Genomic DNA, 25,337 nt, shown 5'->3' with positions numbered 1-25,337 from the left:
GTTGATGACTTACCCTTTTCCTTTATACCAATTATAGTGCAAAATAGTATAAAAAGGATGAAATCTGTAGCTATTTTTATCCCTATATACGCTATTGTACTACAACAGTAATTATAATTTATCGAATTTTATAAAAAATTAGCGAATTATTATAGATTTATTTTACTCTACAACGTGATTATCTAAAGCAAAAGCCCTTCCGTTTCAGAAAGGGCTTTTGCAATTATTCAATTCAACTGAAGATTTCTTATATAATTGACATGTTCTGCACTTTTGACAACTTTTTCTGCTTGTTCAGGATCGACCACAGTTCCGTGAATCGCATTTAATTTATACGTCAAAACTCGCTCTACAGCTTCATCAATGCGCTCCATTGGAATCTCACCTTTTTGAACGGCCTCAATAATACCATTATACACTTCAAGCTGATTCTCATATTGGTGACATACAAGCAAAATATCCGCTCCAGCTAATAGTGCCTCTTTTCCCATATCTTTATAGGAAAAATATTTATTCACAGCTCCCATCTCTAAATCATCGGTAATGACAATCCCTTTATATCCAAGCTTCTCACGAAGCAAGTCTTCAATAATGGCATGTGAAAGGCTCGCTGGCTTTTCCTGATCATAGGCTGGGTATTTAATATGCGTGACCATCACGAAAAACTTCTGATTATCCATTTCTTTAATAATCCGTGTAAATGGATAAATATCTGAATTTTCGAGATCAAGCTGTGTTGATTCTACGGAAGACGTTTCAACATGCGGATCAATATTACTGCGGCCATTCCCAGGAAAATGCTTTAATGCCCCTGTAATAGAGGAATCATTTAAGCCTTGGATGGCTTTTCCTCCATATTGATATACTTTTTCTGGATTTTTCCCAAACGAACGACTATCTGTTGTCGATAAATCAAGTACTGGAGCAAAGTTGATATGAATCCCCATTGATTCAAGCTCTGCTCCGTTTAATTTAGCTACCTCATAAACTTGTTCGGGAGTAGCATAATTGCCGAGCTTTTGCTGCGAAGGAATTGGTGATACTTGCTCTCGCATCCGTACAATATCTCCGCCTTCTTGATCGACCGCAAGCATAAGCGGCAGCTGAGTAGAGCTATTGCCCGTTGACTGCTGCAAGGAGTTGGACAGCTCAGCTACTTGCTTCGGCGACGACATATTACGGTCAAAATAAATAACTCCGCCAATGTTTTTCTCTTCAACTAGTTCACTGATATGACTATTCTTTTCTGTTCCATCAAACCCAACAATCATTAACTGCCCGACCTTCTCTTCCAATGTCATCGTTTCGAGCAGCTTTTTCACTTTCTTAGCTGCATCCATATCGCTTGTAACAGGTACTTTCTCTTCTTCCTGCTCTTCTACAGCCTTATCTTTTTCCCGATGCTCTGTTGAAGCCTTTTTCTCATCAGGAGCTTCTGTTTGATTTGAATCATTATTAAAGTGAAACCAGATAACAACTAAAGCAAGTACGAGTGCAAGTACGGAAAGTCTTTTATATTTTTTACTAATCCTCATTTTAAAATGAAAACCACCCTTTTTGTTAAGTATTGTAATTTTACAATATAAATATAGAAAATTAGTTTTCAATTTTATTAAATTTGTATAAGTATTTAGAGTCTCCTTAAGTTTTTATCTACCCTCTAGTCTTAAAATAAACTAATATAAAAGCAATCATCTTGTCATAAGAAATAGAACCCTTTTCTTATGACAAGATGCTCCGTCAATAACATTATTGCTTCTCTAACACCATTCGTATCCCAAATCCTAAAAGGACCGTCCCTGTGATGACTTCCATCGCTTTGTTTACTTTTTCTCTTTGCATAAAAGCATGCAGGCGTTTAATAAGCGAAATATAAAAGAAATACCATATGACAGAAAGAGCAATAAATATCACTCCAAGCGCTAAAAATTGCAAAAAGTGATGTTCACCTTTTGAGATAAATTGAGGTAAAAAACTTAAGAAAAAAACCGCTACTTTTGGATTAAAGATGTTTGTTAGGAATCCTTCTTTGAAATTTTTCGGTTTTGTCTTACGTTGGTGAGTCCACTCTTCTTTTACTAATTGAGAACGTTGACGCTTCAAAGCACTACGAAAAGAATGAATAGCAAGATAAATAAGATAGATTGCGCCAATTAACTTAAGTACGGAAAAGAGCACCGCCGATTTCATAATAAGAGCGGAAAGACCACACGTTGCAAGCAATGTGTGAATGAAGAGCGCTGTAACAATACCTGCAACCGTTTTAAATCCCCCTTCCTTTCCATAAGCAATTGTATTTTTTGTCACTAAAGCGAAGTCAGGACCTGGAACGATAATAATGAGCAATGCTGTGATGATAAATAACAAATAATTTTCCAAACAAATCTCCCTTTCTAGTCAAAAAACCATGCAAAAAAGAAGAAGGGAATCCGTCAGGCCCCTCCTTCCTCTTAATTAATTCGAAAACTGTGCTTTATATTGTTGAATAACCTGTTCTGGCTCTTTGTTTTCGCCTTCTAATTGTCTTTGACGTGCTGCTTGGTTTACTTGCTCGTCAGCATGGTAGCTAGAACGAACAAGCGGGCCTGCTTCACAATGTTTAAAACCTTTTTGAAGAGCAATTTCTTTTAGCTCGGCAAACTCATCTGGATGCACATAACGTTCAACCGGCAAATGCTTTTTCGTTGGTTGTAAATATTGACCGATTGTCATAATATCTACATCATGCGCACGTAAATCATCCATCGCTTGTAAGATTTCTTCTTTTGTTTCGCCAAGACCAACCATTAAGCTAGATTTCGTTGGTGTATCAGGGCTAATCTCCTTTACCCTTTTTAACAATTGTAAAGAACGCTGATACGTAGCTTTCGAACGAACACGTGGCGTTAAACGTTCTACCGTTTCAATATTATGGTTAAAAATATCTGGCTTTGCATCCATCAGCATATGTAAACTTTCATAGTCACCTTTCATATCTGATGGCAGCACTTCAACTGTACACGAAGGCACTCTACGATGAATCGCACGAACTGTTTCCGCAAAAATTTCAGCACCGCCGTCCGCTAAATCATCGCGAGCAACAGCCGTAACAACACAATGGCGTAAGCCCATAACTTCCACAGAGCGTGCTACACGTTCTGGTTCTTCACGATCTAATTCAGTTGGCATCCCTGTTGTAACAGCACAAAAGCGGCAACCACGTGTACAAATGCTTCCTAAAATCATAAATGTTGCGGTTTTTCGAACAGCCCAGCACTCATGAATATTCGGACATTTGGCTTCCTCACATACCGTATGCAGCTTTTCTTCACGCATCATTTTTTTCAAGTCTGTGTAGGTTTCATTTGTGTTTAATTTAATCTTTAACCATTCAGGTTTTCGCAAGTATTCCTTGTTCGCCACACACTCTCCCCCTTACCTTTGAAAAGTATAATCATCATTTGTATATTTGGATTTCATCAACTCTTCGACTTCCTCCAACATTTCTTCATTTGGTTCAAATGCAGCTAACTCAATATCAAGTCCTTTTTGGAACCCGTCTTTAAAAGCTGTCTTTAACTCTTCCATTGTTACTTCTCGTTCTAAAATATCATGAATGAAAACAGCCTTCTGTGCAAACGCTTCTCTAGCTCTCTCTTTCACTTTTTCATTTGCAAATATAAACAAATCATATAAGGTTTCTGTATTCATTTCAATAGGAATCGAACCATGCTGTAAAATAACGCCCTTCTGACGATTTTGGGCACTTCCAGCTGCCTTCTTCCCATCAATCTCCAATTCATACCAGGAAGCTTCTTCAAAACAAACCGCTGTCCCTGTTCTCCCAACCGGCGCATCTGGAATTGCTAGTTCTGCTTGAATCCCTAGATTTCTATATCCTTCTAAAATCCCTTGCGATAACACTCGATATGCCTCAATAACAGAAGCTGGCATCTTCTCATGTGCTTCACTCACAATCACACTGTACGTAAGCTCATTATCATGAAGCACCGCAAGTCCTCCTGTTGGACGTCTTACAATTTCAATTCCCTTTGCTTTAGTAGCCTCGATATCAATTCGACCGACTGTTTTTTGAAAATGACCGAGCGTTAATGCAGCTGGTTTCCAGCCATAGAATCGAAGAACAGGCGGAATAAGACCGCGGCTGTGCCAATTAAGAAGCGTTTCATCCAATGCCATATTATAAGCAGGACTTTGTAACCCAGAATCAATAAAATACCATGTTTCCCCCATGTTGTTTCCACCACCCATATTTTGTTCATTCTACTCTTCCTATCAATTCAGATATAGAAGAAATCAGCACAAATAGTATTATTGAAAAATAATTCATACCCTGCTTTAATTACCATAAAATTAAACATTTAACAGTTAGTTGTATTATATTGAAATAATATACACATCTGACAATCAACTTTATGATAGCATGCTCACCATTTTTGTCAATTAATTGAGATTGGATTTACTTCAGCAACTGCCTCTAGCACTTCGTCTGCTTTAGGAATAGAATTAGTAACAGACAGATGCATATACTGATATACATTCAAGATGATATTATAATAAGAAAAACTAAATGAAGAGAAGGGTAGAAACAATGATTAGATATGCTCAAGAGAGAGATTTGCACACCATTTTAGAAATTTATAATGATGCAATTGTAAACAGCACAGCGGTTTATGACTATACACCACACACCATTGAAGATAGAAGAACATGGTATAAACAAAAGCTCGAAGCGGGATACCCTATAATTGTTTTTGAAGAAGATGATCAAATAATGGGCTTTGCCACTTTTGGCCCTTTTAGAGCCTGGCCTGCCTATAAATATACAATTGAGCATTCTGTTTATGTACATAAAGACCATCGAAGAAAGGGAATCGGGTTACACTTATTAAAGGAAATAATAGTGATTGCCAATGAACAGAAATATGCGACACTTGTGGCTGGCATTGATGCCAGTAATGAGGCCAGTATCAAAATCCACGAAGGATTAGGCTTTATCCATTCTGGTACGATAAAAAAAGCAGGCTATAAATTCGGTAGATGGCTAGACCTTGCCTTTTATCAATTAGATTTACAAGGACCAGATCAACCTACCGAACCTTAATACATATAGTTTCAAGCCCTCTCATAAGTATAGGGGGCTTGAATTTATAATTTGAAAATATAAGTGAAATCCAAATTCATGTAAGCCATCTGATTAATCTGCAAAATAATTCAAGAAATGCTCTGCAGCTTTAGTCAAACGATTTCTTTTTAAGGATACTATGGCTGGTTCTATAAATAATGGCAAATCCTCAATTTCAAGTGTACTAATATTCTGATGAGAGATATCATGAATTTCCGATTTCGGAATGATTGAAATACCCATTTCTAGCGCAACAAAGTTTAATACCGTAAATATATCGTTGCATTCTAGAACAATATTAGGAGAAAAATCACGTTTATTGAATTCGTTCAAAATGTCCCTATAAATAGATGAACCCTCCATGGGGCCCAACATAAGAAATGGATAGTTAATGATTTCCTCTAAACTAATTGAACTTTTATTAAGCCCGTTTACCCATGCAGCAGGAAGGGTCACTACAAAAGGTTCTCTCTTAAGTCTTTGCACTTTATACTCTTCTAAATTAGCTGGAGGAAGCATAAATGAAAGTTCGATTTTCCGTTCAATTAATAGTTTTTGCAGGTAAGTTGAATCCTCTTTCAAAATATTAACGAATACATTGGGATATCCCCTTCTAAACTCTTTAATCTTTTTAGGAAGTAAGTTAACACAACTCGATGATATACCAATCGATAATGTTCCCCGAGTTCCTTCTTCTATTTCTGCTATTTCTTGCTTAATCTCCTTTATATCTTGCAACATGTGTACAGCATGGTTATATAAGACCCTCCCAGTTTCCGTTAACTCCCACTGCTGTCTATAACGTTTAATTAAAACCGTTCCTAATTCCTGTTCCAATTGTTTAAGCTGTTGACTCAATGGCGGCTGTGCCATATGCAAGATCTCCGCTGCCTTCGTTATATTCCCTTCGTCAACGATTGTTTTAAAATACTTTAATTGCCTAAGATCCATCCATACACCTCCTTATCATATTTTTTTCATATAATATCATTATTATAAATATATTTTTCATATCCAAAAAAGTTTGTTACAGTATTTATATCGCTAGCGTACAGTATTAAAAAAACCATCTCTTTAAATAAAAGAATCTATATAGCAACATCATTAAAGGGGACGTTACTATGGAACAAACAGCAAAAAATATTAAAGACCAAATGACATTTGAATTAATTGTCCAACTCTTAAAAGAACATGGTATTACAACTGATAAAGAGATACAAGATCGTTTAACAAACCAAGTTAAGCTTTCTTCAATGGACGAAGAGCTAAAACAACGTGTAATCGAACTGATTAAACATTAATTCTTTTGGTTGATAAACAGAAAAGAACGCTTAGAATGCCCATATACAAGGGATTTTAAGCGTTCTTTTTTTCATACATCCATTTATTTGCATCCATGTTTCACTACACTCTATACAAACCTTAAACATAACCGTTTAAGCTACCTTCTTTGGCTCCGCTAATGTATACAACATTCCACTAAAAATAAGGATCATTCCAATAACCTGCAAAGTCGAAGGTTGAAATCCTATTATAATGGTATCCAACAAGATAGCGACAGCTGGATCAACAAAAACTAGAGCAGATATAACAGGTGTAGATAGTTGTCTAAGACTGTCAAAAAATAAATAATAGACAATCCCCGTATGTATCAATCCTGTTCCTAAAATAAATAGCCAATTTGTTGAACTCAAATGATGAAATACGTTAAAATCCATAAATGGTAATAAAATCACATGCCGACCGCAGTTTGAACAAATGTCATCGCATAGGCACTTAACCGTTGAATACCCTTCCCTATAATCATCGTCATTGCATAGCATATGGCTGCAAGTAAAGCCCATATAAAGCCTGAGCTTACGAAGTCTGAAAATGTTATTTGACCGGTAATGCCTATTATGAGGACACTTCCAAGGAAACACACAAAAACAGCCAACAAAGACCATACATTCATTCTTTCCTTCAAAAAGATACTTCCAAAAATCACTACTAATATAGGAGCTAAATGATAGATAGAGATGGCAATGGTTATAGACATTTCCTCAAATGCTTTAAATAGAAATACCCAATTCAATACTAAAAACACACCGCATAGCATTGTAACTAGCACATCTTTCTTTCTCCAAACCTCTATTTTATGCTGTCCTGTAGCAAACCAGCACAAACCTAAAAATAGCGTGGCACAAATACAACGCACGAACACTAGCTCAGATGCCGGAATACCCGTTTTCACAGTAAAAAATCCAATTGATCCAAAAATAGACATGGCTAGTACCATTTTAATCATAGCTGTTGATTTCATATACAATAAAACCTTTCCTTTATACTAATCTAGCATTTATCATAGCATATTTTTCCTAACTTCTTATTGATTAAATGGTATCTTCTAACGGCGAACTTCCAATCGAAGAACTTAAAAAATCCTCCTGCGCCCCCTACCTTGCCCAAAGGTGAAACATGCAGGGAAATTATTGTGAAATAATAAATAAAACGAGCTCTTTGATTATCTGAAAATCAAAGAGCTCGTTGTTTATTCTGAGGGCGTAACACCTTCAAAAGCCATCGATACTTTTGCAAATTCTTCATCACTTACAATTTCAGACAACTCTTCTCCCTCTTCCACTCGCAGAAAGAAAATATCAACATCTTCTTCTGTTTGCTGCTCTAGTTCTTCTACAAAACCAACCGCAACATATTCATTTCCTTCTACACTTAGCGTACCTAAGACTTCGATGTCTTGTTCTTCATCATTTTCATCAAATAAGGTAAAAATATCGCCAACTTCAATTTTATCCATATGACCGTGCTCCTTTATTAACAAAATAAGTTCAGATTATCTATATTACATTATCTTTTCCTAAAAAATAATAAAATATTCCGAAACCCCTAAATTCATAGTTGACTAATAAGATAAATGAGTTTAAAGTATAAACAAGAATTCATTATCTTTCTAAAAAAGAATACCAAAATGCATATGCTGATCAGACAAACTGAAGGCTGCATCTTATTACGTGTGTGACATGTATGTGTGACATGTAATTAAGATTGCAGTCTTTTTGTATCTTTAGAGAAAAAGAGGGGGAGTTCACAGTGGTAAAAGCTAAAAAAAGCGCATTTCATTTTTTATTGATTCTTTCAGCATTAATGATTATTCTAGCAGGCTGCAGTAACAGTCAATCAAGCAGCAATGAGGAGAAGGATAATTCTTCAGACTCGAAAAAACCTGTGGAATTATTAAACGTTTCTTATGACCCAACTCGTGAATTGTATCAAGAATTTAATGAAGATTTTATCGCTTACTGGAAAGAAAAAACAGGTCAAGATGTCACGATTCAACAATCACATGGTGGATCTGGAAAACAAGGGCGTGCCGTTATTGATGGACTTGAAGCAGACGTTGTCACACTTGCTTTAGCCTATGATATTGATGAAATTGCTCAAGCAAGACAATTATTAAACGAAGATTGGGAAACAGAATTTGAAGACAACTCAACACCATACACATCAACAATTGTTTTCTTAGTTCGTAAAGGGAATCCTAAAGGCATTAAAGATTGGAACGATTTAACGAAAAAAGGTGTTTCCGTTATTACACCAAATCCAAAAACATCAGGTGGTGCTAGATGGAACTACTTAGCAGCATGGGCCTATGCGAAGCAGCAATATAACGGGGATGAAACTAAGATTAAGGCATTTATGAAAGACTTGTATGGAAACGTTGAAGTGTTAGATTCAGGTGCTCGTGGTTCAACAACAACATTTGTAGAGCGCGGTATTGGTGATGTATTAATCGCTTGGGAAAATGAAGCGTACCTTTCTTTAAATGAATTAGGTAAAGATGAATTTGAAATTGTTACACCGCCTCTAAGTATTTTAGCTGAACCGCCAGTAGCCATTGTCGATAAAATCGTCGATAAAAAAGGAACACGTGAAGTAGCTGAAGCTTACTTGAAACATTTATACACAGAAAAAGGGCAAGAAATTGCAGCGAAAAACTACTATCGTCCACGAAGCGAAGCTGTATTAGAAAAATATAAAGATCAATTCCCAGCGCTTGATTTAGTGACTATTAAAGATTTTGGCGGCTGGAAAAAAGCACAAGAAACTCATTTTAATGACGGAGGAACATTTGACGAAATTTATCAACCTAAATAATAACTCCACAAAATAATTAGTGAAAGATACATATCTTTGTATGTATCTTTTCACGTTATCTAGCGAAATAGAGGTGTAACTCCGTGAACATATTACCAGTACGAAAAAGAAAAAGGCGTAATATAATACCTGGCTTTGGCTTATCTCTTGGCTATACGATGCTCTATGTTAGCATTCTCGTTTTACTGCCCTTATCAATGGTTTTTATTAATACGACTACAATGAATTGGAGCGAATTTATTGAAACCATTACCGACGAAAGAGTCGTTGCCTCCTATAAATTAAGCTTTGGCACTGCTTTAGCAGCAGGCATCCTAAATGTTATTTTTGGAACCATTATTGCTTGGGTGCTCGTTCGTTATCCTTTTCCTGGAAAAAGGATTGTCGATGGGTTAGTCGATTTGCCCTTTGCCCTGCCGACCGCTGTTGCTGGAATTGCTCTAACAACACTCTACGCCCCTCAAGGATGGGTTGGTCAGTTTTTCGATTTTAAAATTGCCTTTACTCCACTTGGCATTATTATCGCATTAACATTTATCGGTTTACCGTTTGTCGTTCGTACCGTTCAGCCTGTTCTCCAAAACTTTAATGGAGAAGTAGAAGAAGCATCTGCAAGCCTCGGTGCCAACCGACTTCAAACCTTTATAAAAGTTATTTTACCGGAATTAATTCCAGCCATTTTAACAGGCTTCTCTCTTGCATTTGCTCGTGCTCTTGGGGAATATGGATCGGTCGTTTTTATCGCTGGAAATATGCCGATGAAAACAGAAATTACCCCACTCATCATTATGACGAAGCTGGAGCAATATGATTATGCAGGGGCTACCGCGATTGCAACAGTCATGCTCGTTGTATCCTTTTTGTTATTATTCATCATTAATATGATTCAATGGGTGACTAATCGAAAGTTTTTACATAGTTAAGGAGGAGAACCTATGGCTGGACATATACCACTGCAACAAACACCGACTACAATTAAAGTAACTACCGTCTCGCAAGAACCGAAGGCAATCAGATGGACTTTAACCTTCATTGCCCTCGCCTTTTTAGCTTTATTTCTTGTTTTACCGCTCGTTACTATTTTTATTACAGCTTTTCAAAAAGGTTGGGAAACTTATGTGGCGGCAATTACACATCCCGATGCACTCTCAGCCATTAAATTAACCTTGCTCGTCGTTCTGATTACCGTACCGTTAAACGCTATTTTTGGCGTCATGGCGGCTTGGGCGATTACGAAATTTCAATTCAAAGGTAAGAACATTTTAATTACAATCATTGATTTGCCTTTTGCCATTTCACCTGTTATTGCCGGTCTTGTTTTTATTCTTCTTTTCGGTGCACAAGGTTTATTTGGAGAATGGCTGTTCGAGCATGATTTAAAAATTGTCTTTGCGTTACCCGGGATTGTATTAGCAACCATTTTCGTGACCCTGCCCTTTGTAGCGCGCGAACTGATTCCACTTATGCAAGCTCAAGGAACAGCGGAAGAAGAAGCGTCTCTCACATTAGGAGCAAGCGGCTTTAAAACCTTCCTTTTAGTTACGCTTCCTAATATTAAATGGGGGTTATTATACGGCCTCATTTTATGTAATGCTCGAGCAATTGGCGAGTTCGGCGCAGTATCCGTTGTATCAGGACATATTCGTGGCATGACTAATACGATGCCGCTTCACATTGAAATTTTATATAATGAATATCAATTTTCAGCCGCATTTGCAGTCGCATCACTTATGTCTGTTCTCGCCATCATCACACTGATTGTGAAAAATCTAATTGAATGGAAAGCAAAACATACTTAAATAGAAGGAGCTTCTTACAGATGAGTATACAAATTCAAAATGTCTCAAAAGCGTTCGGCTCATTTCAGGCGCTCGATCGGATTAACATCGACATTCAAACAGGAGAACTAGTTGCTTTACTCGGTCCATCCGGTTCAGGAAAAACCTCACTTCTACGCATCATTGCTGGATTAGAAGAATTAGATCAAGGAGCCATTTTATTTGATGGAAAAGATATCACAGATGTAAATCCGAAAGAAAGAAATGTTGGATTTGTATTTCAACATTATGCTTTATTTCGACATATGACCGTTTTTGACAATGTAGCCTACGGTTTAAAAGTGCGACCGAGAAAAACCAGACCATCTAAAGCCGACATTCAAAAGAAAGTAACGGAATTATTGAAATTGGTCAAATTAGAAAACTTCGCGGATAGATATCCTTCGCAATTATCAGGAGGGCAACGTCAACGAGTTGCGCTCGCTCGTGCTTTAGCCGTTGAACCTAAAGTATTATTGCTCGACGAACCATTTGGTGCGCTCGATGCAAAAGTACGAAAAGACTTACGCCGCTGGTTACGAAAATTACATGATGACTTTCATATTACTAGTATATTTGTAACCCATGACCAAGAAGAAGCACTCGATGTAGCAGACCGAATCGTTGTCATGAATAACGGAAAAATTGAACAAATTGGCAGCCCTGAAGAAGTATATGATCATCCAAATAGTCCATTTGTGTATGACTTTTTAGGCAATGTCAATTTATTCAAAGGGCGGATCCAAAACGGAAAATTAAAACATGGAAGCTTTGAAGCAGACATCCCAGAATTATTTAGTCAAAATCATGAGGAAGCCATTGGCTACGTTCGCCCGCATGATATTCAAATTGAGAAAACCAAAATAAGTGAAGATGCTGTTCATACGACAATTAGCCATATTCATATAATTGGTCCAATTGTCCAAATCGAATTAAAACGTACAGACGCGGAAGAATTTTTAGAAGCTGAAGTAACAAAAGAGCATTATCACTCTCTCCAACTAAAAGTCGGCGAACAAGTTTATGTACGACCAAAACAATTAAAAGTATTTATTCCGGAAGATTTTTCGATTTAAACAAAATAAGAATCGCCTTTCACATTATCGTGAAAGGCGATTCTTATTTTACTAAACGCTTTCTATTTCCTAACTTTTTAAGAATCTAAGCATAATATAGAACGGAAATAATCATCAACTCTTCCGTTCTTTTTTATCCCTCTTAATATTGTAAACTATAAACAAATAAAGGTTGACATATAACGCCAATTATTGTTAACTTATAATAAGAATAGTTAACAAAGAGGGGATATCATGACTACTACAAAGAAAATCAATTGGCAACAACTTGCCGAAAACATCATCAACGGAGAAAGTATTACACAAGAAAATGCTCTACATATTTTAAACGTGCCGGATGAGCAAGTATTAGAAGTACTAAATGCCGCTTACCTTATTCGTCATCATTATTATGGAAAGAAAGTAAAGCTTAATATGATTATCAATACAAAGTCTGGACTTTGTCCTGAAGACTGCGGATACTGTTCACAATCGATTGTGTCTGAAGCACCAATTGATAAGTATGCATGGTTAACGAAAGATAAAATTGTTGAAGGTGCGTTTGAAGCAAAGCGCCGTAAAGCAGGTACATATTGTATTGTCGCATCAGGTCGCCGTCCAACAGATAAAGAAGTAGAGCACGTCATTGGTGCCGTAAAAGAAATCCGCGAAAAAACAGATTTAAAAATTTGTGCATGTTTAGGTTTTCTAAATGAAAACCAAGCCGAAAGACTCGTTGATGCGGGAGTTCACCGTTATAACCATAACTTAAATACTCATGCTGATAACTATGATTCGATTTGTTCCACTCATGGATATGACGATCGTGTAGATACGGTTAGTACATCTAAAAAAGCAGGATTATCTCCTTGCTCAGGTGCGATTTTCGGGATGGGTGAAACAAAAGAACAAGCGGTAGAAATTGCCTTCCAATTAAACGTATTGGATGCAGATTCAATTCCATGTAACTTCCTTGTGGCTGTTCCTGGTACACCGCTCGAAAATCAAGACGCCTTAACACCGATGCAATGCTTAAAGATTTTAGCAATGATGCGTTTTGTTAATCCAACAAAAGAAATCCGTATTTCAGGCGGTCGTGAAGTAAACTTACGCTCTTTGCAGCCTCTTGGATTATTTGCTGCAAACTCTATCTTCGTTGGCGATTACTTAACAACGGAAGGACAAGAACCAACGAGCGACTGGGGACTAATTGAAGATTTAGGTTTTGAAATTGAGGAATGTGCACTTTAAAAAAGTAAACTCATCTTGGCAATCTCTTGTTTAATGAAATAGGAGCGTCTCAAAGGCGCTCCTTTCTTTATGGAGAACTCAAACATTTATACATCATTACCAAGATTATTGTAATGATGGGGTATCATACTAGAGAAAGAAATACTATCACCTTCGTTTAAGTGAAATTGTTGATCTCCTAAATATACCTTCAATATCGCCTGTAATACGTACCCACATTCTTCTCTGCTATGAGAAGTTAATTCTAGTTCTGTCATATCACCAGGCTGTATCTCTACAATAATATGATATATTTGATGACACGATATAATTTAGGTAAACCAAGCCTTTTAACCCATCAATTATCCTAAATTTTTATTTCTAAATGTTTGGTGCTTTTTAATTTAACGAGATTTAATAGACATAAAAGAAAAAGGAATTTAAAATGATAAGGCGAGCTACCCTTATAGCCAGCCCTATCATTACCGTGTAAGTACGATTGGTTCTCCTTTTGTTACAACAACTGTATGCTCGCATTGTGCAACCATACTTTTATTTGGTGTTACAAATCCCCAGCCATCACTCTGTTCAGCAACCTCTTCATCACCAGTCGAAATAAAAGGTTCAAATGCGAGAACGATACCTTCTTTCATAAGTTTATTATCCCATGAATCAAAATAATTTAAAATATGATCTGGTGCTTCATGAAGAGCACGCCCAACACCATGGCCAGTTAAATTCTTAATGACAGTATAACCATGGTTTCTTGCCGTTTTATGAACCGTTTTTCCAATCATATTGTACTTAGAACCGGATTTAATCTTTTTCAAACCTTCTTCAAAAGCGATTTTTGCACTTTCACATAAGTCAACTAATCTTTGATCCCCATTACCAACAACAATAGATAAACCAGTATCTGCAAAATAGCCATTCTTTGAACCCGAAACATCAATATTAATCAGATCGCCTTCCTCAAGTTTACGATCATTTGGAATCCCATGGGCAACCACTTCATTTACGCTGATGCACGTATATCCAGGAAAATCGTATTCTCCCTTCGGACCTGAAATAGCTCCATATTTTTCAAATAATTCGCCAGCATAGTTATCTAATTCTTTTGTTGAAACACCTGGTTTTGTTCTAGCAATCATTTCGTCCCTGATCATAGCCACAATTTTTCCAATCTCTTTTAAACCAGCTAAGTCTTCATCATTTTTTACAATCATATACTATCCTTCCTTTTTAAAAAGTTATGTATTATTATAAGTTAAATTTATGGTCCAGTACCAACATATGCCCCTATTTACATGAACGCTGGTACTGGGTCTTATTGTTGTGATTCTAAACAACACATTTTAGGATTAGTTATTTTGAAGGTTTCTACTTAAAGGATGCGTTAGTGGAATAAAAAGGACATAACATATTTTATATGACTAATATGTTATGTCCTTTGATTTATTAATATTTTTTCAATTTAAGTCTTGATAATGTTTGCTACTCTTCTTAGAATTTTCATCCTACACTTAGGGCAGTAAGTCCCTACTGATGAAAGTTGCACTTTATATACCCATTGACAATGGATTTGATTAATGACGGATTTGCCACTTTGGACGTTTATTTGGCGAGAAGAAGCTATCTCTTGTTTTTCTTGCATTCAGTCTGTTTTCGCACATCAAATTTGCTGCTTCTACAGTTGTAATATTTTCGTTTTCTGATTGTCGTAGAACCTCAAGAATGGAACGATAAATATTTTTCGTTTTACTTAATACTCGATTCTTATTCGGTCCATATAATTCATCCGCTACTTGGATAACACCGCCGCTATTTACAATATAATCAGGTGCATAGAGAATTCCTCTTTCTTTTAAAACTTTAGCATGGCTTTCATGAAGCAGTTGGTTATTTGCTGCACCCGCGATTCCTTGTACTTTTAGTTGATCAATAGTTTGATCATTAATAATGCCCCCAATAGCACATGGAACAAATATATCCGCATCCGTTCCATAAATTTCATGACCCTTGACAGCGATTGCTTTTCCACCCATTTGTTTTGCTTTTTCTACTAATGTTTGTACTGCTTCATCGGAAACATCTGTAACATATAAATCAGCCCCATGTTCTAGTAAATGTTCCGCTATTTTAAAACCAACTTTCCCTAAACCTTGAATAGCAAATCTTTTTCCAGTTAAATTTTCGTGGCCCCACAATGTATTGGCAACTGCCTGAATACTGTATAAAATTCCAAGAGCTGTAGGAATTGATGTTTCACCGCCCCCACCGTACTCCTCTGGTAAACCAGCAATACAATTTGTTTCTTTATGTGCATGAACGAAATCATCTAGGACGGTTCCCATATCTGTTCCTGTATAAAATCGACCATGTAAGGAATCAATAAATTGTCCATATGCACGGAATAATTCTGGAGTTTTGTCCTTCATTGGATCCCCAATAATAACCCCCTTACCTCCACCGAAATCATTATCAGCTGCGGCATTTTTATATGTCATCCCTTTTGATAATCGTAAAGCATCTTCCAATGCTTCCTCAAATGTATGATAAGGTCTCATTCTCGTACCGCCTAATGCTGGACCAAGGGTAGTATCATGAATTGCAATGATAGCTTTCAAGCCTGTCGCCGGATCATTACAGAATACTACTTGTTCATGGCCTTGAATTTTAGTAAACATGTCGAATGAACCTGTTGATTGTATAGTCGTATTTTCAATTGGTAATGTTGATGTCATTTTGATTTCCTCCTAGTAAGTTGGTAAGCTATTAACCTTCCACTACATTTCTTGTTACTTCAATCGTATTTTCAATTGGTTCTATTTCCTCTTCTTGCAAAGGTGCCAAACCAATTCCGCTATAACCATAGATAATCGCGACAACCGGCGTAATCATACTAATAAAGACATAAGGAGCATATTCCATGCCTATATTTAAGGTGGACATAATAAAGGCACCTGTTACTCCCCATGGGATCATTGGATGGATGATTGTTCCTGCATCTTCCAACGTTCTAGATAAATTTTTAGGATGGAGTTTTACCTTTTTATAAGCTGATTCAAATAACTGCCCAGGTAAAATGATAGATAGATACTGTTCACCGACAGTTAGGTTAATGCCTAGGCAAGAGAAAACGGTTGCCGTGATAACATTCCCCCTTCTGTTCAGCATTTTTTGAATTCCCCCAATAATGGACTCGGCAATTCCAATTTTTTGGATGATCCCTCCAAAGGCAAGTGATATTAAAATGAGTGAAACCCCAAATAACATACTGCTTAACCCACCAAGGGAAAGTAAACTATCAATCGCTTCCACACCTGTTTCTGCAACATAGCCATTATGTGCTGTTCCTATAATGGTCTTAATCGCGACATTTGGAACAGTATAGAAAGTCGTTAAAACCGCTACGATTAAACCAATCACAAGTGCTGGAATAGGACTCACACGTTTTACAGCTAGAATAATGATTAACAGTGGCGAAAGTAGTGTGATAGGTGTAATCATGAATTCGTCATTTAAAACATTAATAATTGTTTCGATTTGTTTACTATCTACACTGCCCTTATCCATAAAGAATCCAATTGCAGTAAATGCAATCAATGTAATGATATAACTCGGAATGGTTGTCCATAGCATATGTTTAATATGTTCAAAAATATTTACTTTTGCTGTTGCTGATGAAAGATTAGTAGTATCTGAAAGTGGAGAGATTTTATCTCCAAAAATAGCTCCAGAGACAATGGCACCAGCTGTCATTGCTGGTGAAATATCTAAAGCGTACGCAATTCCCATTAAAGAAACCCCGATAGTACCGATAGTACTCCATGAACTTCCACAAAAAACTGAGACAATTGAACAGATCAATAATGTTGACATTAAGAAAAATTCAGGAGATAAGATGTGTAAACCATAATAAGTAATTGTTGGGACTGTTCCATTTAGAACCCATACCCCTATTAGCATCCCAATTAAACAGAGAATTAAGATGGATGGGATTCCGTAAAAAATCCCTTTTGCCATGGCATTCTCTAAATCTTTCCACTTATAACCCAATATAAGGCCATAACAAGTAACGAAAATCGTTGCTATGACAATCGGAATATGAGGTGCAACGCCATAATGAAGAATACTTACACCTAATAAAGTAATAACACTTAGCACAACCACTATCGAGGCTAGAAATGAAGGTTTTTTCATGAATCTTCTCCTTTATCTTCTGTAATGAGGACTGGTACCTTAAAGATTGCAACGGCTTCTTTCTAAGGCAATCGTTTGCAAAGAAACAAATTTATTTGTATTGCAACGTCTATTCTCTATTGATTATTTTTTTACTTTCCTTTTTATCGCCCAGTTTTATTGGTTGGTAAAAAGGAAAGTATTCATGCCTAACAGAATTAAAGAATGAAACTTATTTCGGGGCCCAACTATATTTATAATTGAAGTCTTCCAAAATATTGGTCTGATTTACTACTTTTAAAGGTTTGAATGTGTCAATCATAACCGCTAATTCGATTGTTTCCTTTTTGCCTATACTTGCTTCAATGGTTCCAGGGTGCGGACCATGAGGAATACCTGAAGGATGTAGAGTGATTGAACCTTCATTTATTCCTTTTCGACTCATAAAATTCCCTTCTACATAATAGAGAACTTCATCACTATCCACATTACTATGATAGTAAGGTGCCGGAATCGCATCAGGATGATAGTCATATAGTCTAGGCACAAAAGAACAAATAACAAAATTATGTCCTTCAAACATTTGATGAATTGGTGGCGGCATATGAATTCTGCCTGTTATTGGCTCGAAATCTCTAATATTTATTTTCCATGGATATAAATATCCATCCCATCCTTCAACATTCAGTGGATGGTGACTTAGAAAATGAGAATGAAGGAATCCTCTTGATTTTGTTCTTACTTCAAAACTTCCCTTTTCCGAAAAAGTTTCAAGTTTTTCCGGACCAAAGATATCCCTTTCACAGAATGGGCTATGTTCAAGAAGTTGGCCATGCTCATTTCGATAACGTTTCGGTGTTGTAATCCAGCTGGTCGTTTCAATTACTAGAAGCTTAGTTTCTTCATTAATATTAGGTACTACCCTGTAAATAGTTCCAACCGGAATAACAATATAGTCCCCTGGTCCATAGTGAATAGTTCCAAACATGCTTTCTACTTTCCCAGTACCATAGTGAACAAAAAGCAGTTCATCCCCTTCACTGTTCCTGTAATAATAGTCCATACTTTTAGTTGTTTTCGCCACTCCAATCAGCAAGTCGTCGTTGCCCAGAATGAACTGTCTCCCGCTAACGGCATCACCAAGATTGGATTCAAAATCTGTTTGAAAATGACGGTGACATAAATCTTTTTGTTCCTCGTATTCAAGATGACAATCTGCATATAGTTCAGATTTCACAATTTCTGTAGGAGCATCATGATGATAAAGAATGGATTGCATACCAGAGAACCCTTTTGTACCCATAACTTGCTCACGATAAAGAGACTCGTCTTCTTTTCGAAACGCAGTATGTCTCTTTCTTGGAATGTTCCCTAGTTTTTTGTAAAATGGCATAACAATTCCTCCTGGATGATAGATTAGTAGAAAAAAGGTTATTTCTAGACTTTAGAGTATTCTAGTGCAGGAAGAATACGTCCAGTCACTTCACCAAATCCGATTCGATAGCCATCTCCTTGACACCATGCAGTTAGGGTCAATTCATCGCCATCTTCTAACCAATTTCGCGGTTCACCATTATTCATTTGAATGGGTTCAGATCCTCCCCATGTTAATTCCAATAAGCTGCCTCGTGATTCAAGTGCTGGTCCACTAATAGTTCCCGAAGCTAGCAAGTCCCCTGTACGTAAATTACAACCACCTACCGTATGATGAGCGATTTGCTGAGCCATACTCCAGTAGAGGTAGCGGAAGTTACTTTGACAAATACGCTGCGGCGAATCCATCCTTTCCCCACGGAGATGTACTTCTAATTGAATATCAAAAGATCCTTTTCCGGATTGTTGTAAATACGGGAGTTGCTCCACTTCTGGTTTAGGCCCATCTACTCGGAAAGGCTCTAGTGCCTCTAGTGGTACAACCCAAGGTGAGATTGAGGTAGCAAAGTTTTTGCCTAGGAAAGGTCCTAATGGTTGATACTCCCAAGCTTGAATATCACGTGCACTCCAATCATTTACAAGCACGAGGCCAAAGATATGATCCTCCGCTTCATCAACCGGAATTGATTTTCCTAAATCGTTACCAGGGCCGATAAACCATCCCATTTCTAATTCAAAATCAAAACGGAGGGAGGGCCCAAATATAGGAGTATCACTTTCTGGCGTTTTCATTTGACCAAGTGGTCGACGTACATCTGTACCACTTGATACAATTGAGCTAGCACGTCCGTGATATCCAACCGGTAGATTCAACCAGTTCGGCATTAATGCATTTTCTTTCCCCCGAAACATGATCCCTACATTCATCGCATGTTCTTTTGAAGCATAAAAATCTGTGTAATCACCAATTTCTACAGGCAAAAGCATCTCAACATCCTTTTGTTGATAAAATGCTTGATCGCGAAGGGGAGAATTGTCCCGAAGAGTTGGTTCATCAGAACCTAATAGTTTTTGAAGGCTTGTACGAACTGTGCTCCATACTTTCCGGTTCGTCGCCATAAATGCATTAAGGGTAGATTGTTTAAAAACTTCTTTCCCCTGTAATTCTGGGATGTTTAAAAGTCCCGCATCCTCTATAACCGAAAGATCTAAGACAAAATCTCCTATCGCTACACCAACCCGAGGAGATCCTCCATTTTTAGGCTGGAATACTCCATAAGGAAGGTTTTGAATCGGGAAATGGGAATCTGCTTTAACTTCAATGAACGAATGAGTCATTTGTATCCTCCTCATATTACAAAATAGCCAATGCTTGCATATCTTCGCGTGGTTCATCGAAACTACAACATCCATATGAACGTAATACTGAGTCACGAAGATTTTTTATTTCATTATTGGTCATTTCCAAACCACACCAGGAAATTCCATTCGGATGAAAAGTAAAGTTGCTTACCTCTTCATCAGCAATTATCTTCTCTATCGTTGGTAAATCAAGATGATAAAGATGAGTCAACATTCCTGCTACAAATACATTGATGAACCCATGCATTTTTGCAGCAATCTCTTCTCGATACATTCTGATTGGATGATGTAATCCAGCCGTGAATTTCATTGCAAGATTCCGGTCACAGCAACCTTTTATTGCCAATGCCACTTGTCTCGGATTTGGAAAAGCATCATCTGTTACGCCGCCAGTACGAAGTTTAAATCCTAAAGTCACTGAACTTTTGCTATTATGAGCAGCAATAACATCTAAAGATTTATGTAATGTTTTTTCCCACTCATCATTAAAAGGTACAGGAACCTCACAGTAAGTTTGTAATCCAAGTTTCGCGGTTTCTTTAGAAATCGTATTTAATAGATTTAAGTCTGGCATATTAGGAAGTAATGGAACTTCCAAAGTAGTTATTTGTACAACCTGACCATGCCGCTTCCGAAATAAATCAATTTTATTCAAATCAGCAAGCAAAATTTTATGATGTTCTGTTGGATTACTAGTTTTTGTTCCTACTGCCGAAATCGTTAAAGGCCGTTCTTTTGTAAATAAAGTAATATATCGATCCAGTTCATCTAAACGGGATGCCTGGACGATAAACGGCCCAAGCATCCATGAATCCTTGTCTAACTGATAGGAAGCATAGTTACGAATTGCTTCATCTAGAGTAAGACTTGTTGGTGGGAAAATCCCTGCATAATCGATTAATTGATTCAAAAAGGGATATAGACTAGTACTTTGATTAAAATCATCTATTCTATCATCTAATTTCATATGATTCCCCCCTTTATTAGTTCATAATAAAATTTTACAAATTCCCTCTGCGTTCTTGTTCTCTTTCGATAGATTCGAATAATGCTTTAAAGTTTCCTTCTCCAAAACCTCGAGATCCTTTTCTCTGAATGATTTCAAAAAATAAAGTTGGACGATCCATAATTGGTTTTGTGAAAATTTGCAATAGGTATCCTTCATCATCACGGTCTACAAGGATTTTTAACTCACGTAATTTCTCAATACTTTCATCAATTTCGCCTACTCGTTCTGTCAGCATATCGTAGTAGCTGTCAGGAGTATCAAGAAATTCCACCCCGTTGGCCTTTAATGCATTTACCGTTGTAACGATATCATTCGTTAGTACGGCAACATGTTGGACCCCTGCTCCGTTATAATAATCAAGATATTCCTCGATTTGAGACTTACGTTTACTATTCGCCGGCTCGTTAATAGGGAATTTAATTCTTCCACCATTATGCATAACCTTTGACATAAGGGCAGAGTATTCAGTGCTGATGTCTTCATCATCAAAGTGAATCATTTGTTTAAAGCCCATTACCTTTTCATAGTAGGAAACCCATTCTTCCATATGCTCTACATTCCCAACAATATGGTCCACTCCAATTAATCCTGTTTCAGCAACAGGAAAATCAAAATCTGCTTTTTGATATCCTGGTAAAAATTCACCCTTATAATCATTTCTTTCAATCAGTGTGTGAATAGTATCACCGTATGTTCCGATAATTGCTTTTTTAACTGATCCGTTTTCATCTTCCAACACTTGAGGTTCCATGATTGGAATACCACCGCGTGAAACCGCTTCTTTGTAAGCGCCTTCAACATCATCTACACGTAAAGCGACATCTTTTACACCATCACCATGTAGTTTTACAAACTCAGCAATTGGATGATCCGACTGAAGAGCACCAGTTACAACAAAACGGATGTTTTTTTGTTGAAGAACATAAGAAACTTTGTCTCTTTGACCTGTTTCTAATCCTGAATAAGCAAGGGGACGAAAACCATATCCGTTGCATAAATAGAAAGTTGTCTGTTTAGCGTTGCCAACGTAAAACTCAATATAATCGATATCCTTTATAGCGAAAAATTCCTTTTCTAGTACATTCTTTTCTAACCCAGTTTGTTTTTTCATAATGTATCCTCCCTTTGTTTTTACTAGTTTAATTGTTTAAAAATCATTGGAATTTTGTAACAACATTGCCATTATAAAACCAAAAATATTATTATGCAAAAACTTCCGTTAAAACCAAAAACCAACAAAGCATTACCGTATTAAAGCGTTTTTACTTTGATGTATACGTTTGCATTTACATATTTTTCCGAATATAATTACCTCCAATCAGCTAAAAAGGGGAGAAAAAATTATGGTATGTATAGTAAAATTTTGCACATCAAACTATATCAATGGATCCTATGAAATCAAGGAAATGGCGGAAAAAAACCCAAAAATAACGATTGAAGAAGATTACTGTCTAGGCAATTGTGGACAATGTATGACAGAAAGTTTTGCAGTCATTAACCAAACACCTGAAGCGATAGAAAAATATGAAGAACTCTTAGAAAAGATAGAAGCAAAGTAGAAAACTGAAGATAATTGATGAACTTTGTCGAAAAGTTTTTTGATAAATTTTCAAAAAAATTATGACACGCAATAAGGATAACTGAAAATCATTGAATTAATATCACATAAATTAAAATATAAATCTTACTCTTTATATAAACTCTTTCAATCTTTCACTAATTATCAAAAGTTAATTCTTAACGAAGGATTAAATGTTGTAAGTAAAAAATATACTGAGCATAAATCAAAACAACCACTCTAAATTTAGAGTGGTTGTTTTGATATTAAAATTCCTGAAGCTCAGAAATATCTACTTCGGATTGTTCTTCTAAAGGCCCTCTTAATTCAACAGTAGCCGTCTTTCCATCTTCATGCAATTTATGAATCCACACAGATACTCCATTATACTGGACTTCGATATCTGCTGAAGAAGAGAGTATTTGCTTTACACGATTGGCATCCATTCTCTTTTTCCCCCTATCATTAATAGTCATTATAGTATTTGCAAGAAAACAAATTTTATGCGGTGAATCTTTGAACAAACAAAAGTACCAGATAAGCTCCAAATCATTTCGAACTTATCTGGTACTCTTTATCTTCCTATTTTCTCATCAATATCAGCGGTATCTACATCTTGGCCAAACCAGTCTGCAAGCTTGGTTTTCGCCTTACCCTTAATCTCATCATCGATATACATCGCTACTTGAAATAGCGCCACACCTAATGCCCCTAAATCGTCTGTAAATCCGATTCCTAACATCATATCTGGCAGTAAATCTACTGGAAGAATAAAATATCCTAACGCACCAATAATGACCGCTTTTGCTTTTTTCGGAACTTCAGGCTTTTGTAACGTGTAATACAAAAGTAAGACAGCATAAACAACGGACGCCCCGGCTTTTTTGCCGAACTTCTTTAATTTATCCCAAAACTTATCATCCGAATAGTGTTTCTCCGATCTTTGCATCTGATTGATGACTTCTTGTTCGTCAACATGATTGGTCATAATGAGCCCCTCCTTTGTGAACCTCTGAATATGTTCTTATCCATATCTTAATCCTATATTGGATAATCTACAAATTTATTTAATATTAAAACGGTTGGCATTAGGACCGCAAATCCACAATAAGAACAGGAAACCTTGCACAGTACTTGTACAGAGTTTCCCCCATTATTTCTTGAACTATTACGCCTTAAATCAGTAAAACTTTATGACATTACTGCTATTTTAACCTCAAAAAAGCCGTACCACTACAGGGCACGACTTTCATAACATGTACTAAATTTTATTTTTCCGAGAAAATTTTCTCGATATCATCTAACATAATATTTGCTGCTAATACACCACCAGCTGTATTCCAAATAGCATCATCTACTTTATACGTTTTCCCCTCTTGAACAACAGATAATTTCTTCCAAAGCGGATCATTTGTCCATTCTTCTTCTGTCGCTACAGCATTTGGATCGCCTTCTGGTGCATACGTGAAGTAAAATAGAACGTCTGCATCCATTTTAGGAATCATTTCTTTCCCTACTTCAATAGCTAAATTACCTAATTTACTATCAGCCTTAAACATCTCTGTTTGCTGCTCTGTACGTTTAAATCCTAACTCATTAAAAATCACACCTGAAAATGAGTCTGTGTAGTAAATACGAGTCACTCCAGCCATGAAACGAACAACAGATACTTCTTGATTCGTTTTATCACCCAGTTTTTCTTTAAGAGAAGCTACTTTATCATCATATTGTTGTAAAACTTCTTTTCCTTTTTCCTCTTGATTCACAGCTTTCGCATATAATGAGAAGTTTTCTTTCCAATCTCCTCTTAATGTTTCAGAAAAAATAGTAGGAGCAATTTGACTTAATTTATCATATACAGCTTCTTGGCGAAGCTTATTTCCAATAATTAAATCAGGTTTTAAAGCCGCAATTTTCTCTAAGTTTACTTCACTTTCTACACCGACTACTTCAACATCTTTCATATCATCTTTAATATGATCGTACCAAGGATCACCTAACCATGATTGTACAGCACCGACCGGTTTGATTCCTAAAGCTAAAAGAGCTTCCGTTCCTTCATTTGTTAACACAACGATACGCTCTGGATTTCCTTTAATTTCTGCTGTTCCCATTGCATGTTCAACTGTATAGCTTGTTTCTTTCTTCTCTTTATTATCCGCTTGCTCTGTTCCTTCATCTTTCGTGTTGCCACATGCGGCTAAAACGAAAACAGCTAGTACAGCAAACATAGATAATAATCGCTGAATTGTTTTATTCATCTCTTTTCTTCCTCCTATGTATATGGTAAAATATTAACGTCGATGATATTGATAATCGTTATCATCCCGGTTCCTCACTAATACTAAAACAAGGAGCAACTACTGTCAATCAAAATTTGAATATTTTGATTTTAAACAACTACCTTGTTAGACGACATCGTTGGTTTTCAGCTCATTTTGCCCAAAGATCATTTAATTAACAATATTGT

At 36.6% G+C, this 25,337-nt stretch carries 25 protein-coding genes and 1 pseudogene; 8 read left to right on the top strand and 18 right to left on the bottom strand.

Annotated elements, in window-relative coordinates:
• Positions 1–227 precede the first annotated feature (227 nt).
• The 4 genes from D1953_RS11480 to D1953_RS11465 form a co-directional block, all read right to left on the bottom strand.
• Entirely contained in the window at positions 228–1,535 is a 1,308-nt protein-coding gene (locus D1953_RS11480; RefSeq protein WP_119117322.1) for a glycoside hydrolase family 3 N-terminal domain-containing protein, read from the bottom strand.
• Between the two features lie 214 nt (positions 1,536–1,749).
• A complete protein-coding gene (locus D1953_RS11475) occupies positions 1,750–2,379 on the bottom strand; it encodes a LysE family translocator (protein ID WP_119117321.1) in 630 nt (209 codons plus the stop codon).
• Between the two features lie 75 nt (positions 2,380–2,454).
• Complete coding sequence (gene lipA, locus D1953_RS11470; RefSeq protein WP_119117320.1) at positions 2,455–3,402, bottom strand: lipoyl synthase; 948 nt, start codon at positions 3,400–3,402, stop codon at positions 2,455–2,457.
• A gap of 12 nt (positions 3,403–3,414) precedes the next feature.
• On the bottom strand, positions 3,415–4,233 hold the full coding sequence (locus tag D1953_RS11465) for a lipoate--protein ligase family protein (RefSeq protein WP_119117319.1): 819 nt from the start codon (positions 4,231–4,233) through the stop codon (positions 3,415–3,417).
• Positions 4,234–4,591: 358 nt separating this feature from the next.
• Between D1953_RS11465 and D1953_RS11460 the strand changes: the two genes are divergently transcribed.
• Complete coding sequence (locus D1953_RS11460; protein ID WP_119117318.1) at positions 4,592–5,104, top strand: GNAT family N-acetyltransferase; 513 nt, start codon at positions 4,592–4,594, stop codon at positions 5,102–5,104.
• Between the two features lie 93 nt (positions 5,105–5,197).
• Here D1953_RS11460 and D1953_RS11455 read toward each other — a convergent pair whose 3' ends face one another.
• Entirely contained in the window at positions 5,198–6,076 is an 879-nt protein-coding gene (locus tag D1953_RS11455; protein WP_119117317.1) for a LysR family transcriptional regulator, read from the bottom strand.
• Positions 6,077–6,246: 170 nt separating this feature from the next.
• Between D1953_RS11455 and D1953_RS11450 the strand changes: the two genes are divergently transcribed.
• Positions 6,247–6,426, top strand: a complete 180-nt coding sequence (locus D1953_RS11450; RefSeq protein ID WP_119117316.1) for a hypothetical protein — start codon at positions 6,247–6,249, stop codon at positions 6,424–6,426.
• Positions 6,427–6,561: 135 nt separating this feature from the next.
• Here the strand turns inward: D1953_RS11450 and D1953_RS11445 are convergent.
• Positions 6,562–7,427 (bottom strand): annotated as a pseudogene (locus D1953_RS11445) (DMT family transporter).
• Between the two features lie 228 nt (positions 7,428–7,655).
• Complete coding sequence (locus tag D1953_RS11440; protein ID WP_119117315.1) at positions 7,656–7,922, bottom strand: DUF1292 domain-containing protein; 267 nt, start codon at positions 7,920–7,922, stop codon at positions 7,656–7,658.
• A 347-nt stretch (positions 7,923–8,269) separates the two neighbouring features.
• On the opposite strand from D1953_RS11440, the gene D1953_RS11435 reads away from it, so the two are divergent.
• The 5 genes from D1953_RS11435 to bioB all read left to right on the top strand — a co-directional run bounded on the left by D1953_RS11435 (position 8,270) and on the right by bioB (position 13,403).
• A complete protein-coding gene (locus tag D1953_RS11435) occupies positions 8,270–9,280 on the top strand; it encodes a sulfate ABC transporter substrate-binding protein (RefSeq protein ID WP_119117392.1) in 1,011 nt (336 codons plus the stop codon).
• An 83-nt stretch (positions 9,281–9,363) separates the two neighbouring features.
• Entirely contained in the window at positions 9,364–10,203 is an 840-nt protein-coding gene (gene cysT / locus D1953_RS11430) for a sulfate ABC transporter permease subunit CysT (RefSeq protein WP_119117314.1), read from the top strand.
• A gap of 12 nt (positions 10,204–10,215) precedes the next feature.
• Entirely contained in the window at positions 10,216–11,079 is an 864-nt protein-coding gene (cysW, locus tag D1953_RS11425) for a sulfate ABC transporter permease subunit CysW (protein WP_119117313.1), read from the top strand.
• A 20-nt stretch (positions 11,080–11,099) separates the two neighbouring features.
• Complete coding sequence (locus D1953_RS11420; protein WP_119117312.1) at positions 11,100–12,173, top strand: sulfate/molybdate ABC transporter ATP-binding protein; 1,074 nt, start codon at positions 11,100–11,102, stop codon at positions 12,171–12,173.
• Between the two features lie 234 nt (positions 12,174–12,407).
• Positions 12,408–13,403: a biotin synthase BioB gene (gene bioB / locus D1953_RS11415; protein ID WP_119117311.1), complete on the top strand. Its 996-nt coding sequence runs from the start codon at positions 12,408–12,410 to the stop codon at positions 13,401–13,403.
• 86 nt (positions 13,404–13,489) lie between these two features.
• On the opposite strand, the gene D1953_RS22185 is transcribed toward bioB, so the two are convergent.
• The 8 genes from D1953_RS22185 to hppD form a co-directional block, all read right to left on the bottom strand.
• Positions 13,490–13,675 (bottom strand): cupin domain-containing protein, encoded by a 186-nt coding sequence (locus tag D1953_RS22185; RefSeq protein ID WP_425454270.1) that lies wholly within the window; start codon positions 13,673–13,675, stop codon positions 13,490–13,492.
• A gap of 189 nt (positions 13,676–13,864) precedes the next feature.
• Complete coding sequence (map, locus tag D1953_RS11405; RefSeq protein WP_119117309.1) at positions 13,865–14,608, bottom strand: type I methionyl aminopeptidase; 744 nt, start codon at positions 14,606–14,608, stop codon at positions 13,865–13,867.
• A 360-nt stretch (positions 14,609–14,968) separates the two neighbouring features.
• Positions 14,969–16,126 carry a Leu/Phe/Val dehydrogenase gene (locus D1953_RS11400; protein WP_119117308.1) on the bottom strand — a complete coding sequence of 386 codons (1,158 nt, stop codon included), beginning with the start codon at positions 16,124–16,126 and terminating at the stop codon, positions 14,969–14,971.
• A gap of 31 nt (positions 16,127–16,157) precedes the next feature.
• Positions 16,158–17,585, bottom strand: a complete 1,428-nt coding sequence (gene nhaC / locus D1953_RS11395; RefSeq protein WP_119117307.1) for a Na+/H+ antiporter NhaC — start codon at positions 17,583–17,585, stop codon at positions 16,158–16,160.
• Positions 17,586–17,796: 211 nt separating this feature from the next.
• The gene (locus tag D1953_RS11390; protein ID WP_119117306.1) at positions 17,797–18,957 is read right to left on the bottom strand and encodes a homogentisate 1,2-dioxygenase; all 1,161 of its coding nucleotides are present in this window, start codon (positions 18,955–18,957) and stop codon (positions 17,797–17,799) included.
• A 44-nt stretch (positions 18,958–19,001) separates the two neighbouring features.
• Complete coding sequence (gene fahA / locus D1953_RS11385) at positions 19,002–20,276, bottom strand: fumarylacetoacetase (protein ID WP_119117305.1); 1,275 nt, start codon at positions 20,274–20,276, stop codon at positions 19,002–19,004.
• Positions 20,277–20,292: 16 nt separating this feature from the next.
• Positions 20,293–21,267: a hypothetical protein gene (locus tag D1953_RS11380; protein ID WP_119117304.1), complete on the bottom strand. Its 975-nt coding sequence runs from the start codon at positions 21,265–21,267 to the stop codon at positions 20,293–20,295.
• Positions 21,268–21,301: 34 nt separating this feature from the next.
• Positions 21,302–22,420: a 4-hydroxyphenylpyruvate dioxygenase gene (gene hppD / locus D1953_RS11375; protein ID WP_119117303.1), complete on the bottom strand. Its 1,119-nt coding sequence runs from the start codon at positions 22,418–22,420 to the stop codon at positions 21,302–21,304.
• A 232-nt stretch (positions 22,421–22,652) separates the two neighbouring features.
• Between hppD and D1953_RS11370 the strand changes: the two genes are divergently transcribed.
• Positions 22,653–22,868, top strand: a complete 216-nt coding sequence (locus tag D1953_RS11370; RefSeq protein ID WP_119117302.1) for a DUF1450 domain-containing protein — start codon at positions 22,653–22,655, stop codon at positions 22,866–22,868.
• Positions 22,869–23,133: 265 nt separating this feature from the next.
• Here D1953_RS11370 and D1953_RS11365 read toward each other — a convergent pair whose 3' ends face one another.
• From D1953_RS11365 to D1953_RS11355, 3 genes are all read right to left on the bottom strand, one after another.
• Positions 23,134–23,313 carry an H-type small acid-soluble spore protein gene (locus D1953_RS11365; RefSeq protein WP_119117301.1) on the bottom strand — a complete coding sequence of 60 codons (180 nt, stop codon included), beginning with the start codon at positions 23,311–23,313 and terminating at the stop codon, positions 23,134–23,136.
• A gap of 128 nt (positions 23,314–23,441) precedes the next feature.
• Positions 23,442–23,855, bottom strand: coding sequence for a YkvA family protein (locus D1953_RS11360; protein ID WP_245980056.1), 414 nt, complete (start codon positions 23,853–23,855; stop codon positions 23,442–23,444).
• A 280-nt stretch (positions 23,856–24,135) separates the two neighbouring features.
• Positions 24,136–25,128, bottom strand: a complete 993-nt coding sequence (locus D1953_RS11355) for an ABC transporter substrate-binding protein (RefSeq protein ID WP_119117300.1) — start codon at positions 25,126–25,128, stop codon at positions 24,136–24,138.
• Positions 25,129–25,337: the final 209 nt, after the last annotated feature.

Source organism: Peribacillus asahii, from assembly GCF_003570725.1.
Classification (GTDB): domain Bacteria; phylum Bacillota; class Bacilli; order Bacillales; family DSM-1321; genus Peribacillus; species Peribacillus asahii.
Note: the sequence above shows the minus strand (reverse complement) of the source record. Positions and strands in the feature narration are given on the sequence as shown.

What these genes read in the sequence shown, in the direction of transcription:
- D1953_RS11440 (WP_119117315.1), bottom strand. Translation starts at nt 7,922, where the DNA reads ATGGATAAAATTGAAGTTGGCGATATTTTTACCTTATTTGATGAAAAT.
- D1953_RS11435 (WP_119117392.1), top strand. Translation starts at nt 8,270, where the DNA reads ATGATTATTCTAGCAGGCTGCAGTAACAGTCAATCAAGCAGCAATGAG.
- map (WP_119117309.1), bottom strand. Translation starts at nt 14,608, where the DNA reads ATGATTGTAAAAAATGATGAAGACTTAGCTGGTTTAAAAGAGATTGGA.
- D1953_RS11460 (WP_119117318.1), top strand. Translation starts at nt 4,592, where the DNA reads ATGATTAGATATGCTCAAGAGAGAGATTTGCACACCATTTTAGAAATT.
- D1953_RS11360 (WP_245980056.1), bottom strand. Translation starts at nt 23,855, where the DNA reads ATGACCAATCATGTTGACGAACAAGAAGTCATCAATCAGATGCAAAGA.
- bioB (WP_119117311.1), top strand. Translation starts at nt 12,408, where the DNA reads ATGACTACTACAAAGAAAATCAATTGGCAACAACTTGCCGAAAACATC.
- nhaC (WP_119117307.1), bottom strand. Translation starts at nt 17,585, where the DNA reads ATGAAAAAACCTTCATTTCTAGCCTCGATAGTGGTTGTGCTAAGTGTT.
- fahA (WP_119117305.1), bottom strand. Translation starts at nt 20,276, where the DNA reads ATGACTCATTCGTTCATTGAAGTTAAAGCAGATTCCCATTTCCCGATT.
- D1953_RS11465 (WP_119117319.1), bottom strand. Translation starts at nt 4,233, where the DNA reads ATGGGGGAAACATGGTATTTTATTGATTCTGGGTTACAAAGTCCTGCT.
- D1953_RS11370 (WP_119117302.1), top strand. Translation starts at nt 22,653, where the DNA reads ATGGTATGTATAGTAAAATTTTGCACATCAAACTATATCAATGGATCC.
- D1953_RS11355 (WP_119117300.1), bottom strand. Translation starts at nt 25,128, where the DNA reads ATGAATAAAACAATTCAGCGATTATTATCTATGTTTGCTGTACTAGCT.
- D1953_RS11365 (WP_119117301.1), bottom strand. Translation starts at nt 23,313, where the DNA reads ATGGATGCCAATCGTGTAAAGCAAATACTCTCTTCTTCAGCAGATATC.
- D1953_RS11450 (WP_119117316.1), top strand. Translation starts at nt 6,247, where the DNA reads ATGGAACAAACAGCAAAAAATATTAAAGACCAAATGACATTTGAATTA.
- D1953_RS11455 (WP_119117317.1), bottom strand. Translation starts at nt 6,076, where the DNA reads ATGGATCTTAGGCAATTAAAGTATTTTAAAACAATCGTTGACGAAGGG.
- D1953_RS11420 (WP_119117312.1), top strand. Translation starts at nt 11,100, where the DNA reads ATGAGTATACAAATTCAAAATGTCTCAAAAGCGTTCGGCTCATTTCAG.
- hppD (WP_119117303.1), bottom strand. Translation starts at nt 22,420, where the DNA reads ATGAAAAAACAAACTGGGTTAGAAAAGAATGTACTAGAAAAGGAATTT.
- D1953_RS11380 (WP_119117304.1), bottom strand. Translation starts at nt 21,267, where the DNA reads ATGAAATTAGATGATAGAATAGATGATTTTAATCAAAGTACTAGTCTA.
- cysW (WP_119117313.1), top strand. Translation starts at nt 10,216, where the DNA reads ATGGCTGGACATATACCACTGCAACAAACACCGACTACAATTAAAGTA.
- D1953_RS11400 (WP_119117308.1), bottom strand. Translation starts at nt 16,126, where the DNA reads ATGACATCAACATTACCAATTGAAAATACGACTATACAATCAACAGGT.
- D1953_RS11390 (WP_119117306.1), bottom strand. Translation starts at nt 18,957, where the DNA reads ATGCCATTTTACAAAAAACTAGGGAACATTCCAAGAAAGAGACATACT.
- D1953_RS11480 (WP_119117322.1), bottom strand. Translation starts at nt 1,535, where the DNA reads ATGAGGATTAGTAAAAAATATAAAAGACTTTCCGTACTTGCACTCGTA.